Annotated in this window: 14 protein-coding genes and 1 tRNA gene; 7 read left to right on the forward strand and 8 right to left on the reverse strand. The window is 36.9% G+C overall.

Features of this window, described 5'->3' with window-relative positions:
* Positions 1 to 20: 20 nt before the first annotated feature.
* Positions 21 to 2,792, reverse strand: a complete 2,772-nt coding sequence (locus PHP31_04865) for a TonB-dependent receptor (GenBank protein ID MDD3738606.1) — start codon at positions 2,790 to 2,792, stop codon at positions 21 to 23.
* 459 nt (positions 2,793 to 3,251) lie between these two features.
* Here PHP31_04865 and PHP31_04870 point away from each other — a divergent pair, with 459 nt between their 5' ends.
* The 3 genes from PHP31_04870 to dusB are packed head-to-tail and all read left to right on the forward strand — an operon-like array spanning position 3,252 to position 6,148.
* Positions 3,252 to 3,803, forward strand: coding sequence for an RNA polymerase sigma factor (locus PHP31_04870; GenBank protein MDD3738607.1), 552 nt, complete (start codon positions 3,252 to 3,254; stop codon positions 3,801 to 3,803).
* Between the two features lies 1 nt (position 3,804).
* Positions 3,805 to 5,172, forward strand: a complete 1,368-nt coding sequence (locus PHP31_04875; protein ID MDD3738608.1) for a hypothetical protein — start codon at positions 3,805 to 3,807, stop codon at positions 5,170 to 5,172.
* Positions 5,173 to 5,179: 7 nt separating this feature from the next.
* Complete coding sequence (gene dusB / locus PHP31_04880; GenBank protein ID MDD3738609.1) at positions 5,180 to 6,148, forward strand: tRNA dihydrouridine synthase DusB; 969 nt, start codon at positions 5,180 to 5,182, stop codon at positions 6,146 to 6,148.
* 201 nt (positions 6,149 to 6,349) lie between these two features.
* On the opposite strand, the gene PHP31_04885 is transcribed toward dusB, so the two are convergent.
* On the reverse strand, positions 6,350 to 7,429 hold the full coding sequence (locus PHP31_04885) for a chorismate mutase (GenBank protein ID MDD3738610.1): 1,080 nt from the start codon (positions 7,427 to 7,429) through the stop codon (positions 6,350 to 6,352).
* A gap of 315 nt (positions 7,430 to 7,744) precedes the next feature.
* Between PHP31_04885 and PHP31_04890 the strand changes: the two genes are divergently transcribed.
* Both PHP31_04890 and PHP31_04895 read left to right on the forward strand, forming a co-directional pair.
* The gene (locus tag PHP31_04890) at positions 7,745 to 9,040 is read left to right on the forward strand and encodes a putative sulfate exporter family transporter (protein MDD3738611.1); all 1,296 of its coding nucleotides are present in this window, start codon (positions 7,745 to 7,747) and stop codon (positions 9,038 to 9,040) included.
* Between the two features lie 298 nt (positions 9,041 to 9,338).
* On the forward strand, positions 9,339 to 10,046 hold the full coding sequence (locus PHP31_04895) for a YjjG family noncanonical pyrimidine nucleotidase (GenBank protein ID MDD3738612.1): 708 nt from the start codon (positions 9,339 to 9,341) through the stop codon (positions 10,044 to 10,046).
* A gap of 2 nt (positions 10,047 to 10,048) precedes the next feature.
* Here PHP31_04895 and PHP31_04900 read toward each other — a convergent pair whose 3' ends face one another.
* Entirely contained in the window at positions 10,049 to 10,549 is a 501-nt protein-coding gene (locus PHP31_04900) for a hypothetical protein (protein MDD3738613.1), read from the reverse strand.
* A 38-nt stretch (positions 10,550 to 10,587) separates the two neighbouring features.
* Between PHP31_04900 and PHP31_04905 the strand changes: the two genes are divergently transcribed.
* Positions 10,588 to 11,577 (forward strand): acyltransferase, encoded by a 990-nt coding sequence (locus PHP31_04905; GenBank protein MDD3738614.1) that lies wholly within the window; start codon positions 10,588 to 10,590, stop codon positions 11,575 to 11,577.
* A 476-nt stretch (positions 11,578 to 12,053) separates the two neighbouring features.
* Here PHP31_04905 and PHP31_04910 read toward each other — a convergent pair whose 3' ends face one another.
* From PHP31_04910 to PHP31_04930, 5 genes are all read right to left on the reverse strand, one after another.
* Positions 12,054 to 13,598 (reverse strand): glycosyltransferase family 39 protein, encoded by a 1,545-nt coding sequence (locus PHP31_04910; GenBank protein MDD3738615.1) that lies wholly within the window; start codon positions 13,596 to 13,598, stop codon positions 12,054 to 12,056.
* Positions 13,599 to 13,616: 18 nt separating this feature from the next.
* On the reverse strand, positions 13,617 to 14,861 hold the full coding sequence (locus PHP31_04915) for a hypothetical protein (GenBank protein ID MDD3738616.1): 1,245 nt from the start codon (positions 14,859 to 14,861) through the stop codon (positions 13,617 to 13,619).
* Positions 14,854 to 15,759 carry an Omp28-related outer membrane protein gene (locus tag PHP31_04920; GenBank protein MDD3738617.1) on the reverse strand — a complete coding sequence of 302 codons (906 nt, stop codon included), beginning with the start codon at positions 15,757 to 15,759 and terminating at the stop codon, positions 14,854 to 14,856. The genes PHP31_04915 and PHP31_04920 overlap by 8 nt, the downstream gene beginning before the upstream one ends.
* An 18-nt stretch (positions 15,760 to 15,777) precedes the next feature.
* Positions 15,778 to 17,469 (reverse strand): DUF6029 family protein, encoded by a 1,692-nt coding sequence (locus tag PHP31_04925; protein ID MDD3738618.1) that lies wholly within the window; start codon positions 17,467 to 17,469, stop codon positions 15,778 to 15,780.
* A gap of 95 nt (positions 17,470 to 17,564) precedes the next feature.
* Positions 17,565 to 17,638: transfer RNA gene (locus PHP31_04930), tRNA-Arg, on the reverse strand.
* A gap of 48 nt (positions 17,639 to 17,686) precedes the next feature.
* Between PHP31_04930 and folB the strand changes: the two genes are divergently transcribed.
* Positions 17,687 to 18,016 (forward strand): dihydroneopterin aldolase (gene folB, locus PHP31_04935; protein ID MDD3738619.1); only part of this gene is annotated, 330 nt, incomplete at its 3' end.

Here is an 18,016-nt window from a genome sequence, read left to right on the forward strand (position 1 = left end):
ACCTTTAAATTATCAGTGTTTTAAAAATTGAACTTAACACCAGCATCAAAGCGGAAGTTGTAATATTCAACCTGCATAGTGTATTCTTTGCTTCCTTGATAATAACGTAAAGGTTGGTTAAGAATATTGTTTACGTTGGCGAAAATATTCAAATATTTACCCAATTTATAGTTTGCGTTAAAATCTAAATAATTTACGCGGTCGTAGTATCTGTCTTTGTACGCTTCAGTTCCTAACTCGTCAATAAAGTCGGATGCAAGGTTATAAGATATACGTGCCGAGAATTTCTTGGTTTCAAATCCTAATGCTGCGTTGAAAGTATGTTTTGGTGTTCCCGGAAGACTCAACTCCTCGTTTTCACGTCCTTCGTAGTTGAAGTTCTTAACCGATGAGTGATTGAAAGTGTAGTTTGTATAAACATTGAAATAACGTAAAAATCCGGGTAAGAAATACAAGTTTTGTTGTACAGCGACTTCAAATCCTAACAAATCGGCATCGCCACCATTAATGGGTTGTGTAAAAGTTTTCCATAACCTATTTAAGTAATAATAGTCGGCATAACGTACATCAACAATAAAATCGGAAATATCTTTGTAAAATACACCTGCCGAAAGCAATCCGTTTCCGTTGGTATAGTATTCCAACATGAGGTCGAAGTTCATAGATCTGGTTGGTGACAATTCAGGGTTACCAATCGATATTTCTTCATCTCCGTATTTGATAGATTGTCTTGGTGCTAAGTCGGTGTATTTTGGTCTTGCCAAAGTATTCGACCAAGCTCCCTTAAGTTTTAAATTTTTAGTTATGTTCCATTTAGCAATTAAGTTGGGTAAAAAGTTGGTATAACTTTTATCTTCACCTACAATTGGAGTGATTATATCTTCATCTTCATCCCACATATTTGCTTCGTAGTTGGATAAGGTTCTTTCCATTCTCAATCCTAAAATTAAATCCAATTGTCTGAACAAACGTTGGTCGTAACGTACATAAGCAGCGGTAACAACTTCTTTTGCTTTAAAATTGGCAAGTTGTTCTTCAAGAATTTCTTCTTTCTCATAATCAGGATTACCTTCTAACGGAATATCTCCAAAATATTTTCTGTCGGGGAACAAACCTGCTTTATAATCGCCTGCAAGGAAATTAGAACGAGTTTGGTCTATAAGGTGGTCATATACAAGTTGATCAAAAGCGTCTTGGTCAACAGGTTCATATTCGTAGAAGTCAACGGTGTTGCTTTTGTTTTTCACTTTGTGAGATGCACCAAATGCAATTTCACTCTTGTTTTTCTTCGATGGATTTATGGGTAATTTGAAATCAACTTTACCGGAATAGTCTTCGTCGTAGGTATATTTGTCAGACTCGGTAAATTCGCGGAATTTGAATTGTGTGAAATCGTTTATATCTTTATTAAAGCCCGAAGCCATTGGTACACGTGGATTAGATAAATCGTTAGTAAACTCAACTCCGCTTAATCTGTAATTAATGTATCTCTCGTCGGGACGATATTCCGAAGCCCTTGAGTAATTAGTTTTCCATTTCATAGCCAAACGATTGAAGTGGTGTTCTCCTCTCAAAGTGTAGGTTTGCACCTCCTGATCTTCCAAACGTGTATATCTGGTAGGTTCAGTTCCGAATTTAACCTGACGCTCTATACGTGCGCTATATTCGTCTTCGCCTTCAGGTTTAATATTTCTGATTCTCATTCTGTATCTGTTTTCCCAATCGTAGCGTTTGTTGTACATGCCGCTCAACTCTATTTTGTGGTCGGGATTAAATACATAATCTAAAGCTAAAGAGTAGCTCTGACGTTGGCGATGAACAAAATACTGACGAATTTGATAATCGTCAACATAAAGTTTTCCGTCATCATCTTTGCTCCATTCAAACTCAACGTTATCTGAACCTAAAGGGTTATCTTGAAACGAAATAGAAGCAACAAAACCTAGTTTTTCTTTAAAAACACGATTTCCATAACCTAATCCGAAATTCCAAGTCGGTTTTTGTGAAATTGTGTTATATCCGCTTCCAACTAATGCAGTAATTCTTTGATTTGCAGGTTGGCTCTTAGTAACTAAGTTAACCGAACCACCAATAGCGTCAGCATCCATATCGGGTGTAACAACTTTGTTTACCTCAATAGCCTGAATCATATCTGCCGGTATAAGGTCTAACTGTACCGAACGAACTTTAGCCTCGGCTGAAGGAACACGTGTTCCGTCAATTGTAACCGAACTCAAATCAGGAGACGTACCTCTGATATGTCCGAAACGAGCCTCACCTTGATCGTATTGTACGCTAATTCCGGGAATACGTTTTATAGCATCACCTATATTGGAATCTGGGAAACGAGATACTTGATCGGCTGAAATAACATTGGTAATGTTAATATCGCTACGTTGTTGCGACATAGCTTTATTTTGCGCATTACTGGCTGTAACAACAAATTCCTGCATCAACAAACCTTCTGCAAGAACTATAGTACCGGTAGAAACCGTACGATTGTTTTCGATAACTATGGATGCCTTTTCGGGTGTAAATCCTACGTAGGAGATGTTTACCGTATAAGTACCATTGGGCAATCCTACAATACGGAAAAAACCATCGTGGTCGGAAATGGTTCCCATGCTTGTCCCTTCAATAGTAATTGTTGCTCCGGGCAGTACGTAACCCTTTTCGTCAACTACTCTACCGGTAACTGAACCAGGGCTTGCACTACTTGGATTTTCATCGGCAAAAGCCGAAAAAATCGACAAAATAAAGATTAATAATAGTGGTAATGTTAATTTTTTCATTGGTTTTGTTATTTTATTGTTAATATGTTACAAAAAAACCATTTTAATATTACACAACTGTTAAGGAAAAAATAAGTATTTGTTAAGGGGGTGAGTGGTGAATGGTGGTGGGTGATGGGTGAAGGGTGAGTGGTGGATGGTGAATAGTGAGTGGGTGGTGGGTGATGGGTGATGGGTGAAGGGTGAGTGGTGGATGGTGAGTGGTGAATGGTGGTCGGGAGTTAGGAGTTAGGAGTTTAGTTCCCGAAACTTCTGAACAACTCTCACTAACCACCAACCACTGACCACTGACCACCAACCACCAACCACTAACCACCCTGCGTAAAAAAAATGATACATTTTTTTTACGCAGTACGCAACCAAACAGCCAAAAACTTCCCCTTTACCAATACAGAAATTGCTGATAATATGATATAATAACAGAAAAACAGTACCTTTGATGAGTTAAATTAATATTCTGTGCAGTTTAAAGTAGAAAAGCAAGATTCTGTTGAAAAAGATATAGTTGAAGGTTGTTTGAAAAACGACCGACAGGCTCAGTATTCTTTGTACCAAAGATATTGTGATGCCATGTACACTATATGCTACAGAATTACAGGCAACTACGACGATGCTAACGAAGCTCTGCAAGAAGCATTTATACAGGTTTTTACCGACTTGCATCAGTTTAAATTTAACTCAACATTGGGAGCTTGGATTAAAACAATTGTTGTGCGAACTGCTATTAGAATTATAACTAAGGAGCGAAAGTTGGTCAATGCTGATATAGATGAAGTACACGACGATGATCATGTTGTTATTCCGTCAGCAATTGATGGCGAACTGTTAGAACAGGCGATACTTTCGCTACCCGACGGGTATAGAACAGTGTTTTTGCTTGTTGAAGTAGAAGGATACACTCACGAAGAAGTTGCAAAAATGTTGAATATAGCAGTGGGTACTTCAAAATCGCAGCTGTTTCGTGCAAAAAAATTGTTGCAGAAAAAAATTGGAACATTATTATTTAACTGAAATGAACGACAATAAACTTTTTCAAAATCTCCCAACGCACTCGCCTTCAAGTGATGTATGGAACGGTATTGAAAAAAAATTAGACCAAATTCAGTTGGATAAAACCATACAAGAAGCTAAGAAAAACTTGCCCGTACATTCGCCCGACCAATCGGTTTGGATAGCAATAAGTGCCAGATTGGCTCGCATCAGGTCGGTAAAAAGATTTAAAACCTATTCGGCAATATCATTGGCTGCAGCTTCAATCGCATTACTGATTATTGCTTTTTCGTGGTTAAACAATAATGTATCAACAATAAACGAGCCGGAAAATATAATTGTTCAAACTCAGCCAAAACCTGATATTATTGACAATAATGTAGGTCAAGAGCCGATAAAATCTACCGAAAAAAGCGAAACTATTTTACCTATAATCAGTCCAAAACAACAAAACATTTCACATAATATCGCATCTACTAATAATTTAGTTGATGAAACATTAAGTACTGATATTGCAACTTTCCTTGATTTAACTATACCCGAAAATGAACTTTTGAGCGATGTTTTAAATATTGAAAGTGAATTGTTGTCTTTGGCAAGCAATGCGCAAACCATTGATGCTCCACTATTTATAAGCAAGTACGACTACACAATTCCGCAATTATTCGAAGAATCGACAAAACATTACTACACTTTTGATGGTTTGGAGCACACAAATGCTAAGTCGAATAATTTTGCTTTAGCGGTAAATTATCTGCCCGAAAATGTTTACAACGGAATAAGCAATAGTATGTTCCACAATGTTGGTCTTACTGCAGGTTTTGAAAAAGAAAAGGTCAAATTTTTTGCCAACGTGGGCATGTCTTTTAATTCGGAAAAATACGAGATGGCTGTCAATTACGAAACTTATAAACCTATGTTGGGACATGTAACACCAGGCTCTGAAGATCCTGATACCCTTGGCTTTAGAGTTACTAATCACAATTCTAACATGTTCATCAATGCAAATTACAACTATTTTACAACAAGTTTTGGTGTTGGCAGAAAAGTTTTTAGCGTAGGCAATTTCTCAACGTGGATAAGTTCGGCAGCAGGCTTCGGACTTATGACTTCGCAATCTGATATTAATAAAATCGGTGAAACATCTTTCAAAAACATGCCGTATTTCAGACAAATAAATGAAACCGAAATTGAAGCGCCGAACTATAACAATTTTTACGTAGATATGCTGTTGGGACTCGACCTTAACTATAAAATTATCGACAAACTAAGTGTAACACTCACGCCCGTTGGCAGATGGTTTTTCAAACCTATTTTTATTGGCAAAGATAATCAACCCACCGACGAACTCACATTAGGCATTAAAACGGGTATTAGATACAATTTCTGATTTTACCATGCAAATTGGAAATATTAATTTAGGAAACAAGCCGGTTCTATTAGCGCCGCTTGAAGATATTAGCGACTCGGCGTTCAGACTAATATGCAAAAAACACGGTGCCGATATGGTCTTTACCGAATTCGTCGCTTCCGAAGCATTGATAAGGAATGTTCAAAAAACCATTGATAAAATGGTGTTCATTCCCGAAGAAAGACCTATAGGCATTCAACTGTTTGGGAATGATGTAAATACAATGGCTGAATCTGCTAAAATAATTGCACAATTCAAGCCTGATACTATTGATATTAATTTCGGATGTCCTGTAAAAAAAATCGCACTCAAAGGTTCGGGAGCAGCTTTGCTCAAAAATATACCTCTTATGGTTGACATAACAAAAGCTATTGTCGATGCTGTTAATATTCCGGTAACCGTAAAAACCCGATTAGGCTGGGATCAAACTGATAAGCCAATAGTTGAAATAGTACAACGCCTGCAAGATGTGGGTGTTGCTGCTGTTACAATTCACGCTAGAACTCGCTCGCAAATGTATTCGGGCTTAGCCGATTGGACACTGATAGGCGAAATAAAGAATATGCAAAGCATTAAAATTCCTATAATCGGCAACGGCGATGTTAATAGTGCCGAAGTCGCTAAGCTAATGTTCGACAGGTACGGAGTTGATGCAATTATGATTGGAAGAGCTGCAATAGGAAATCCGTGGATATTCAGTCAAGTTAAAGAGTACCTCAACAAAGGTATTATAACAGATGATGTTGATTTAAAAACTAGGATAGACACTTGTTTGCAACACCTGAAAATTGCAATTGATAACAAAGGCGAAACCAAAGCTATTATTGAAATGAGAAGACTTTACTCGGGATATTTTAGAAACGTTTACGACTTCAAAAAAATAAGATTAAAACTACTAACAGCTAAAAGCTACGCACAAGTACAAGATATTTTATTAAGTGCTGTTTCTTTGTAAAAATATTGCCTGCAAAGCTTTAAATAAACGGTTTAATTGGAAATAGCCGTTAGCTGTTAGCTGTTAGCCGTTAGCCGTTGGCTAAACCTAGCTAACAGCCAAGAGCCAAAAGCTAATGGCTAAAAGCCACGCACCTCAACTTCAAAGTTTTATCAGACGGTAATACCAAAAAATTCTACGTTTACCAACACTTACTACACTCTAAATATCTTCATCATTAAAAATATCTTCCTGTAGTCGTATTGACTCTTCGTGAATAATATTTATAAGCGATTTAATAAAAGCCGAATCGTAGCCCATGTTTTGTGCTATATCAAGTCGGTTTTTGAACATTTCGCGCCATCTCTCAATCTGCAATATGGTAATATTATTGTTTTTCTTATAAACGCCTATTTCTTTAATAATATTAAACCTTTTGTTTAAAATATCTAAAAGTTCAGCGTCAAGTTTGTCGATTTCTTGTCTTAGCAATTCCATCTTGTTGTCAGTTTTGTCCTCGCTAAAACCCTTACGATAAACAATTTTGCTGAGCATATCGGCTAATTGCTCCGGAGTTATTTGTTGTTGCGAATCGGTAAGGGCTTCGTCGGGATTGATGTGAGTTTCAACCATAAGTCCCGATAACTCAAGGTCGAATGCCTTTTGAGCAATTTGCAACAATACGCTCCTTTTGCCTCCAATATGGCTTGGGTCGTTGATAATAGGCAGATTTGGAAACTGTCGTTTTAGCTCTATAACAACTTCCCACATAGGTTGATTTCGGTACTCGGTATTTTTGTAATAAAAAAATCCTCGGTGAACTGCCACAATCTTAGTTATCCCGACATCATTAAGGCGCTCCATAGCACCTATCCATAAATTAACATCGGGATGCAAAGGATTTTTTACTAAGACGGGAATATCAGTCCCTTTAAGAGCATTGCAAATATCATTTACCAAAAACGGATTTACAACCGTTCTAGCTCCCAACCAAACAACATCAATACCGCTATTAAGCGCTTCTTCCACATGCTGAGCACAAGCAACTTCGACGGCAGTCAACAGCCCGGTTTCTTTTTTCACATCTTTAAGCCAAAGTAAAGCTTCGGAGCCAACACCTTCAAATCCCTTAGGGCGAGTGCGCGGCTTCCATACCCCCGAACGAAAAATTCTAACTTCGGGAATTTTTCGCAAAGCAATAGCCGTCTGCATTACCTGCTCGTAACTCTCGGCACTGCACGGACCACTCACTATTAAGGGCTTATCCGTACCCAACCACTCTTGTAATGTTGTAATTTCCACTTTATCTGTTTTTATCTTTTGCAAAGGTATAATTAATATTGTTTTTTATAGAAAATTTAAAAAAATCGACTGTATGTAAAATTTGTTTGTTTTGGTTGTGCAACTTTTCGTTAATTAGTTTCTTGTAATTAATTGTAATTTTATCTTAATAAAAACTTTTTGTTATGCCTTATAATGAAAATTTATTAAATTTGCCTTCATAATTAACAAATAAGATATAACACGTCGTCAATATTAAACAATCTCATAACCAATAATTACGTAATATTGTGGCGTGTTTTTCTTTTATAATTAATAAAACAAATTTACATGAGTATGAAATCAAAAAAATTACAACTAACAGAAGACTGGACGGCTAATTTATTGGGTTTTATTATCATTTTTATTGCCGTATTTATGCTTTCTCCTCATTTTGGAAACATGAGCATAAAATGGCCCACTTTTAAATGGGACAGTGCCGAAACACTTACCGGAAAAGTTTTGTCATTGAACAATTTGGGCAAAATAGGAATTTTGTTTATCGTGTTTTACATATTCACAGCCCTTGCAGGTATATTTACCAACAAACCTTTAAAAAACATGTTGAAAATTTATCCTGCAGTTTTCGTATTAACAATATTGGCTTGCATAATTTCGGGCAATCACTACATGGATACATGGGGATTAGAAACTGTTATCTTCTGTCTTCTCTTCGGGTTGATAATAAGCAACTTTTTCAAAATGCCACAATGGGTAAAAGACGGTCTGACCTCCGAATTGTTTGTTAAAATAGGGTTGGTTCTTTTGGGTGCCGGAATTTTATTCAAATCGATGATGGAAGCCGGAGTTTACGGCTTAGTACAAGCTATTGTGGTTATTTTGGTTGTATGGAATTTTTGTTTCTGGCTAAGTAAAAAAATGGGTGTTGACAGAGACCTTGGTGTAATGCTATCGAGTGCGGTTTCAATATGCGGTGTTTCGGCTGCTATTGCTACCTCCGGTGCTATCAAAGGCGATAAAGTTAAGCTGTCATACGTAATTTCGTTGGTACTTGTTGTGGCTGTGCCTATGATTATATTGCTGCCCTTAATAGCTCGATGGTTAGGCTTCTCGGAAGTATTGGCAGGAGCATGGTTTGGCGGAACTATCGATACCACCGGTGCTGTTGCCGCCAGTGGTGATTTCTATGGCGATATTGCCGAACAAGTTGCTATGATTGTTAAATCGTCGCAAAACGTACTGTTGGGTATCGCTGCTTTTGTTATCTCAATATATTGGTCTATTACAGGACAATCGGATCGCGAAGAAAAACCCACAGCAAGAGTTATTTGGGACAGATTCCCAAAATTTGTATTAGGATTTGTTGCCGCATCATTAATATTTTCGTTTATATTTTCCGGCGAAACAGTTGGCGCTACTAAAGGAGTCCTTAAATCGGCACAAAAATTATGGTTTGCATTGGCGTTTACATCTATAGGTTTGGAAACAAATTTCAAACAACTTATAAGCAAAACCAACCGCAAAGCAACTTACACCTTCTTGATAGCCCAATTATTTAACATTTTCGTTACCCTACTGGTAGCTTGGTTACTATTTGAAGTAATGGGCGGTGGAGATTCGTTTCTTGAATAATAATTGACTATAACTATAAATTTAAAAAGGCTGACCTTATACTTAAGTCAGCCTTTTTGGGTTTTGGGGGGGTATTATCGTATGGTTTGCTGCTTTGAGCAAGAGTTGAGGCAAGAGTTAGGGCAAGAGTTAGGGCAAGAGTTGAAAAATAATACAAGATATTCGAAAGTGCTTGAAAAGCTGAGCAACACTTTGCTTTAAATTTATTCAAACTCAAAACTCATTTCCCCACACAAACCCTCCAAAACCATTCTCAACAATTTTATAAATTTGCCCTTCAAATTTGTTGAAAAGAAATATGAAAGAAACAAAATTATATAAGCACGTTTTTTTTGATTTAGACCAAACCTTATGGGATTTTAAACGGATTTCGTTGGAAGTTAAAGAAGAATTGTTTTACAAATTCAACATCTCCATAATCAATAACGACATTGATTATCAGAGATTTAAGGAAAAATACGAAGAAATAAATGCAGGGTTGTGGGAGATGTACAGAAACGACGAAATAGATAAATACACGCTTAATTTCAGAAGATTTAACGACACAATTGCAGCTTTCAATATAGTTGACAAAGAGCTTGGTAAACAGATGGCAGATTATTTTGTACACGAAATCGGTAAAAAGACTTACTTTTTTGAAGGTGCCTTAGATTTGTTAGATTATTTGCAGAAAAAATACTCGCTACATGTTATAACCAACGGTTTTGAAGAAGTTATGCACGAAAGGTTTAAAAGAAACGATTTGTACAAACACTTTACAACCATAACTACTAGCGAAATGGCAAAGAGTATGAAACCTCATAAAGAAATATTCAGTTTCGCTCTATGTGCTGCCTCAGCCAATGCAAACGAAAGCATAATGATAGGCGACAATTACGACGTGGATATTATGGGAGCTCACAATGCAGGCATTGACACAATATGGGTCTACACGGAAGAAAATATTGCTGAAAATTGTGCAACCTATACGGTGAAAAATTTACTGGAAATAAAAACGATTTTATAAACTTATCTTGCAAGCACGTAGTAAGGACTCTTCACAACATTGCTTTGGTTGTGTGCCCTATCGGTAATAAAAATTTCAAAAGCAACCGTATCGCTGATAAGTACAGGCGTTATAAAGTACAATTCAAGCAACATAGTTATTTCGCCTTTTATGTTTTTATTGTCGCCTTCGGGTGTCAGATAAGGAAGTCGAGCATTTAAAGTAAAAGTAGAATCAGGTGGCAAAAGCTCTACATCGTTGCCATTCTTGAGCTGAAATAGTTTGATAAAAAAATCGTACGTCAAGTTATTTGTATCCGTTGATAAAAAACCCAAATCGCCGTCGCCATCGGTGTATGAAATGGTAACATAACCAAGCGAATCGGTATCGTTATGAGCTTTTACAACGGAAAAGCCAACAAATTCAATGTATGGAATCTCCGAATACTGAATTTTATTTACGCAAGAATTGAAAAATATTGCAACTATTCCTAAAAAAAAGACTACTTTTATTGAGTGTTTCATTTCATTAATTTTAAAACAAAGATAACAAAAGTACAAACATGGAAATACATTCGCTGAAAAACGAGATTTTTAAAATTAATTCCAATGAAGAATTTACAAATCTCGCATTGCAGATTTTTAAATATCAGTACGCAAACAATAATATTTACAAGATGTTTGTCGATAATTTAGGTGTGAATATTGACAGTATTTCCAACATTGAACAAATACCGTTTTTGCCTATTCAATTTTTTAAGACTCACAGAATAACCTGCGGCGATGCTCCCGAAGAAGCCGTTTTTATTAGTAGCGGAACCACTCAGCAACAGCGAAGCAAGCATTATATATTAGATTTAAACCTGTACGAAAAAAGTTTTACCAAAGGTTTTGAATATTTTTTCGGCAATATCTCCGATTACATCATATTCGGACTGCTACCTTCGTACTTGGAACAAGGTAATTCGTCTTTAGTTTACATGGTTGAAAAACTAATGATAAAAACCAAAACCAATTATGGCGGATTTTATCTAAACGATTTCGAGAAATTAAAATCTGATATTGAAAAAGTGCAAAATACTGATAAAAAGATAATGCTTTTCGGCGTTACTTACGCACTATTGGATATGGCTAATACTTGTCCTATAAAAATTAAAAACGCAATAATTGTAGAAACCGGCGGCATGAAAGGTCGTAAGGAAGAAATAGACAGAGAAGAGCTGCACAAGGTTTTAAAAAAGAGTTTTGGTGTTGATAATATTTACTCGGAGTACGGCATGACCGAATTGCTATCGCAGGCGTGGTCGTTGAAAGATGGTGTTTTCAAAACTCCTCCATGGATGAAAGTCTTACTAGCCGACACAAACGACCCACTCAACGTATCCACCGAAAACAAAAGAGGTGGAATTAACATAATTGATTTGGCAAATATAAACTCCTGCTCGTTTATAGCTACGCAAGATTTAGGCAAAATGCACCACTATAATTCTTTTGAAGTGTTAGGACGATTTGATAGCAGCGACGTTAGGGGATGTAGTCTTATGTACGTGTAATGGCGATTGGTAGTGGCTTGTCCCGAGAATTCGGGAGTGGTCGGTGAATGGTGATTGGGGTAGTTCTGAGTATTGAGTTGCGGGGTGCGGGTTACGGGTTGCGAGTTGCGGGTAAGTTTTGTCCCGAAGTTTCGGAAGAGTGTCTGCGATTTTGTTAAACTATTTTGCAATCAATAAACTTCGCTCTTTTCGTTTAGATTATCTTTCACGGTAAGGAAAAACAATAGCCAAAAATTTTAGTTTAAAAAGGACGGCATACATTTCTTCTGAATGGAGTTCGAAATAAATCCTTAGTGAGAACGGGGGCTTCGACGCCGCTCAGCCACCGCACCCGCTAACAATATTTTCGGTCGCTGAGTGCCGAAGGCGTATCGAAGCGCGAAAATATTGGAACTTCTAATTTCTGACTTTGGTTGCTGAGCTCGCCGAAGCACTAATTTCTAACTTTATTTGCCAACAGCTAATAGCCAATAACCTCACCTATACACCGAATACAACATCCTATTTAATCTAAAAACATAAAAATCATAAACATTTTTATTGCATCTGTATATCCTGATAGTATCGGGAATGCTGTATTGCTCAAATGCTATGCCCGTCATAGTTCCCAAAGGACGATAATCAATACTTGAAGTTAAATAATAAGCATCGGAACCTTTGTTTAAGATTGGCTTTTTGCTGTTAATCCACGCATATTCATGAATATCAATAGTATCGCCGTAGGCATAAACAACATGCTGTGGCGATTTTCTTTCGATATAATACTCGTAATTGGCTGCAGGAAACCACCTTGACGCCAATATAGGAGCATCTTTTTGCATCAGACCTTCATCTTCGTAATGCTTCGCTAACTTGATAAATTCATCGTTCAGGAAATCCCAACCGTACAATTCTAAAGAAAAATCATCGATGATGAGATTTTTGTTCTTGCTTATTTTTTCGATAGGAATAAACCCTGTTTTTATCTGTAAAGGAGCTACCAAAATAAAAGCTATAAAATATGAAGCAATAATTCCAATATACAACTTTGCACGTTTGCGTTTGCTTATATATTCAGCCAATAATAGCGACAACATCAGGTATCCTACTCCATTCCAATGCGGTAATGTTTGTTTATAAAGCGATGCAACAATAAAAACAAAAATAATCGGCAACGATAAATACAATATAAAACCTTGCGGTGTAGATTGCTTCTTGAACAAATGCTTGATATTCAAAACTATAATAAACAAAAGCGACACAAAAATAAACGGATTTGTGTATAATGCGTTTCCACCGACAAATTGAATGAAATACTGCCAATTTATTTCAGGACTACCAATAGCTACACGACTTTCGTGAAAAACAAAGCTTACAAAGTTGTTATTGATATTCCAAATAAGCGTTGGTAACAGCGACAACAAAATAATAAACTGTCCTATGTAAAAAGTTTTAGTTTTTAACCATTTGCGGCGGTATATTACGATGAAAGCTAAACTGCCTATCCATAAAAATGCGGCGGTATATTTCGACATCAAAGCCAAAGCCGTGAAAAAACAAGCCCACAAAAAGTTGTGTCGTACCCTGATTTTGTTGTCTTTGTGTATGAAAAACGCATTGACAAAGAAATAAAAAGCCAGTAACCAAAACGTCGTCAGCGGAGCATCGGGTAAAATGAAAATACCTGTAATTATAAATCCGTACAAATTGAACGTGTAAAGCAAAGCCGCAATAAAAGCGGACTTACTATCCCACAGTTTTAGAGCAATAAAGTAAATAAGCCAAGTGTTAAAAGTGCCTAAGACGACAGCCGCCAATCGTATAAACAACTCCGATGAAAACAATAAATTAAGAGTAAAAAGCTGAATAATCCAACCAACCATACCCGGATGGTCGAAATGGCTTAAGCTCGGAAACTTGGCATAAACATAATAATATGCCTCATCGTTGCCAAGCGGAAATGCACAAGCCAGCACAAGGCGTACTGCAAAAGAAATTATCAGAAGCCAACCCAAAGGCGTAATAACTCTTAATTTGCGCATTTATTATTATCTTAAATTTTATACTTTACGTTTGCGTCTGTTTACTCTTCGTGTTACCGTATAAGCGACTGCAAATATCGCAGCAGCAACAATTATTAACCTAACTATAAATGTTTTGGCATTATTGACGACCGCCTTCGGCATTGGCGGAATATCGCCATCGGATGAACGCATAATCGGATTGAAAAACAATTGTATTCCGTCGAAAAACTGTTCGGTTTTCAGATAAGCTACAAGTCTTACGTAAGTGTCGCTTGGTTTTACGACATAGTAAGCACTTTTGCCGCCTTCTACACGTTTGAGCAACCTACCGTTTTGTCCAAAAAAATCGTATCTGGAAACATTTTTTGTCATCTCAACACAAAACGTATCATTTACAAGAGTAATCTTTGAAGGCATGCTCATACTGTCAAGTCTGGCTTTTCTAATTTCCCACGATTCCACATCGTGATTTTTGACCCAAACTCCTATGTTATTCCCTTCGGACAAGGATTTAAACACATCTTCTCTTTTATTACTTTCGGTATTTACAAGATTAAACCTTGAAGCCACCCCGTAGCAATTATAAACATCGTGCATGTCGTCGTTTGCCAACAACAAAGCCGGTCTGCCTGCCGACAAAGCACTATCCCAGTGCGATATTGAATTTTCGTAACCGTTAAGCACTTCAATAAAATCGTAACTTGTCAGATAAGAAAAATCTTTTGGTCTATAACCGTGGAAAAAAGCCGGATGATTGACACAAAGCAAATCACAGTGTTTTTTCAGCAAATCTATCATATATTGTTTCTGGCTAAGCGTTTGATACAGTGGCAAATCGAACCAAACCACTTTTTTTGCTCCCAAATTCAAATGATGATTTTTAAATATGCTGTAACCGTGTTCGTAATTGGGTATGTAGCTTTCTTCGTCGGATTTGTATTCATTAATGGTTTGATAATTACTTATGGAAAGCGAAGAAAAACCCATGTACTCGTAGCGTTCAAAAATTGCTTCATCTGTGTTTTTAGAACCGTTTGTAAAACCTCCCCATGCATTTGAATGCATGTGGAAATTACCTCTGATTGTATTTTCGGCTTTAAAGTTTTTGTACGGATTGTATAAAAAATTGCCTTCAAATTTATTTTTATCCGGAAAATCGTAACGCGGAACAAATAAATGCACAAGTGCGGCAACTACAACCAAAAATAATATAAATAACAGTACAGATTTAATTACAATCCATAAGGGTTTAAAAATGTATTTAACAATAAACCTATTCATTAATTACGACTTTGCATTCGGTTACTTGCAGGATTTCTCTAGTGTTTAAGTCGGAAATAAATGCGACAACCGTACAGTTTTCGGGTACGGGAGTGTTTATTGTATTAATTCTCTTCACATGAACAGGAAAAGTCTTAATAATCGGGTCTGTTGAAGTTTCTTCAGCGCTAAGAATTGGTGTTCCCCAGGTGCCATTAACGGCTCCAACCAAAACATGATTATGTTCGTAATCTTCAATTGTAGGCGTGCTTCCAACATTCGGATCGTTATTATGTTGCGGAGCAATAATCTTATCTTGAATTATAACTACGTTAAGATTTAAAGCCCTGCCTGAAATAGGCGTTAAAAAAGTTGTTTTTGTATGAATACAAAGATTATCCAATTCAGCATCGTAATCATTAATAATTTGCAGTTCTACTTCGGGAGTTGCATTTTTTGCTTCTCTAATACCGTTATTCCAAGCCGATGGCTGATAGACATGCGCTCCTTCTAAGTATTTCAATCTGTTTATCATTCCATTGGGATTTCCGTTTAGTCCGACTTTAAAATAGTCGTCCCACTCGGTTCCGCAAGTCGTTCTGAAATCATATCCGCCGGCAGGATTTGCAAAGAAACCTGCATGAACGGCTACAACAACCAAAGTATCTTTGTACCTCGCCTTCAAATCGCTTGCTATTAGTGCTGCCTTAGGACAGTTTACGCAAAGGTGTCCGGTATAATCTTCCAACAAAACTCGTTTGTACGGCGACTGAACAGTCGGAAACTCAGGAGTAACACAATTGAACGAAGTATCTATTTCTTGCTTTTCAACGTAAGGCGAATCTATCACATCACAACTGCTAAAAGCATAAGACAAACCGATTATAATTGCTACTATGTATAATATATTTCTTTTCATGATATTGTTTTTAAACGATTAAAAATTAGTGGTTAAAGATACGGTTAATCCGTTTGAAGCCGGCATTTCGCGACATACTCCGCCTACACAAACAACGCCTTTGCGCTGACGTCCGTACGAAATTTGAATGCGGTTTGCTCCATTGTTATACGCCATAGCTACCAAAGGATAGTGTAGTCGTTGGTCGGGATTTGGGTTTCCAAAATTATACATATTGGCAACGCTGAAAAACCACTTCGGAGCTACAGAATACTCAACAAGAGCATAAGCCCAATCGCCTTCTTCCTGCTCTGTGAACATTGCCTGTGCTTCAAATCTGATTGATTGCTTGGTAGTAATTCTGTAAGAGTTATCGGCAATAAATATGTGAGCTTTCATGTAGTCGCCATGACCTTGAACAACAAAGTTGTCGATGCCTTGATACATGTAAGTAAAAATTAATTTATACGATTTGGTAAACCTATGACCAATTTCCAAAATCAAGTCTTTGTAGTAGTTATCTTTGCCGGGTTTAAAAAACGATGAGGTGTAACCAAGTGTTCCGTTAGTGGTTTCAAAAATTTCTTCACCCGGTACAGGAGTTTTCTCAATTCCGTTTACTATCGAACCCGACAATGACAAGTCAACACCGTATTTGCCACCCAAAAGAGTGTTACGCTTGATTTTGTAATTAATTTGAGCTTGCAAACCCATTTCATTGTTAGGCAAAGTTGCGTACGGATATAGCGAAGCCAAAGAATAAGTCTGTTGCTTAGTTATCGATGGCAAGTAGTTTATATCAAGAGCTTTGTCGGCTCCCGTACGTCTCGATTTAAAAGTCATATTATCCAAGCGTTTTGCTTGTATAAAAGCTCCAAAACCTCTTTGGTTGTACGATAAGCTAACAAGCATTGCTTCGCCTGGTTTGTAAATATAGCCGTTTTTGTCGTTAGGATCGTTGACTTTTCTGACGTACTCGCCGGTTAGACTGAAGTTTTTATAAATCATATTTATTCTACCTGCGCCAGCACCAACATTTAAAGGCAATATCAGCAACTCGTTGGGGTGATTTGAATCTTTATATTTGTTGTATATCTGTTCGTTATCTTCGTATTTGCTGACAAAGCTACCGCCTAAGTTTATTTTCAACGGCGAGTTTTCAAATGATGGAATAAGATCGTTTAAAAATACGTCAGCATCAATACCTCTAACGATGCCGGGTCCTTTTTCCCAATAATATCTTTGCGTTCCGTAAATAGCTTTAAGGTCGATGCTTTTGTGCGGTCTGAATTTAACTCTTAATCCGTACAACGAATTATCCAAACCCAAATTATGCTCTTCGTACGTTCTGAAAATCATACCGCTACCAAATTGCTCGTAGATATTTCCTGCTGTAATCTGGAATTGTCCTGTTTTGTAATCGACGTGCCAGTATGGGATACCGCTACCTTTATATTTGATGTCGTATCCGTTTATTGGATTCAAATAAGTTTCAAAACGCATTCCGGCATTGAAATTTCCCGAAGTGTAAATGATGTTAGTCCAACTGTTCATCAACATTTTTTCGCTAACAGGTTTTGCTCCAATAAGCGAGTCGGGTCTGTAATACTGAGCATCCATCTGAAAATTACCATTAATACGACCTCCCAAAATTTCGTTTTGAGAAAAAACAGTCATCGGCAAAGCGGCAATAAGCAAAATTGCAACTAAAATATGTTTGTGTGTTTTCAAAATAATAAGTTTTAGTTTTTCTTAATATAACGCAACAAATCTACACTTTTTTTAATAACTAATCGTCAAGTTAATAATAAGTTGTTTGTTTTTTGCGACCTCGGAGGGATTCAAACCCCCGACCTTCAGAACCGGAATCTGACGTTCTATTCAGCTGAACTACGAGGTCTTATTTATATATAATCACAAAAATACTATTTTTGCTGAAAATATATTTATGAGTACAATTTTTATCGAAGGCATGCAGTTTTTGGCTTACCATGGCTGCTACAAAGAAGAGAAAATTATTGGTAATTATTTTGAAGTAAATGTCAGCATAGATTACGATACATCGGCTGTTGAAAACAGCGATGACTTAGAAAACACGATTAATTACCAAAGTGTTTACAAATTGGTTAAAGCCGAAATGGAAATTGCTTCCAAAACCATTGAACACGTTGGTTACAGAATTTTAAACTCAATTTACAAAGAGTTTCCGGCTGTAAAAAACGTGAAAGTTAAAGTCAGCAAACTCAATCCAATGCTACTCTCGGGCGGAGTTGTCGAT

The sequence above is a fragment of the Lentimicrobiaceae bacterium genome (genome assembly GCA_028697555.1).
Classification (GTDB): Bacteria; Bacteroidota; Bacteroidia; order Bacteroidales; family UBA4417; genus UBA4417.

Bases quoted from the DNA above. Each gene is read 5' to 3' on its own strand.
- PHP31_04895 (MDD3738612.1), top strand. From the start codon at position 9,339: ATGAAAGAAACAAAATTATATAAGCACGTTTTTTTTGATTTAGACCAA.
- PHP31_04890 (MDD3738611.1), top strand. From the start codon at position 7,745: ATGAAATCAAAAAAATTACAACTAACAGAAGACTGGACGGCTAATTTA.
- PHP31_04910 (MDD3738615.1), bottom strand. From the start codon at position 13,598: ATGCGCAAATTAAGAGTTATTACGCCTTTGGGTTGGCTTCTGATAATT.
- PHP31_04920 (MDD3738617.1), bottom strand. From the start codon at position 15,759: ATGAAAAGAAATATATTATACATAGTAGCAATTATAATCGGTTTGTCT.
- dusB (MDD3738609.1), top strand. From the start codon at position 5,180: ATGCAAATTGGAAATATTAATTTAGGAAACAAGCCGGTTCTATTAGCG.
- PHP31_04905 (MDD3738614.1), top strand. From the start codon at position 10,588: ATGGAAATACATTCGCTGAAAAACGAGATTTTTAAAATTAATTCCAAT.
- PHP31_04865 (MDD3738606.1), bottom strand. From the start codon at position 2,792: ATGAAAAAATTAACATTACCACTATTATTAATCTTTATTTTGTCGATT.
- PHP31_04915 (MDD3738616.1), bottom strand. From the start codon at position 14,861: ATGAATAGGTTTATTGTTAAATACATTTTTAAACCCTTATGGATTGTA.
- PHP31_04875 (MDD3738608.1), top strand. From the start codon at position 3,805: ATGAACGACAATAAACTTTTTCAAAATCTCCCAACGCACTCGCCTTCA.
- PHP31_04900 (MDD3738613.1), bottom strand. From the start codon at position 10,549: ATGAAACACTCAATAAAAGTAGTCTTTTTTTTAGGAATAGTTGCAATA.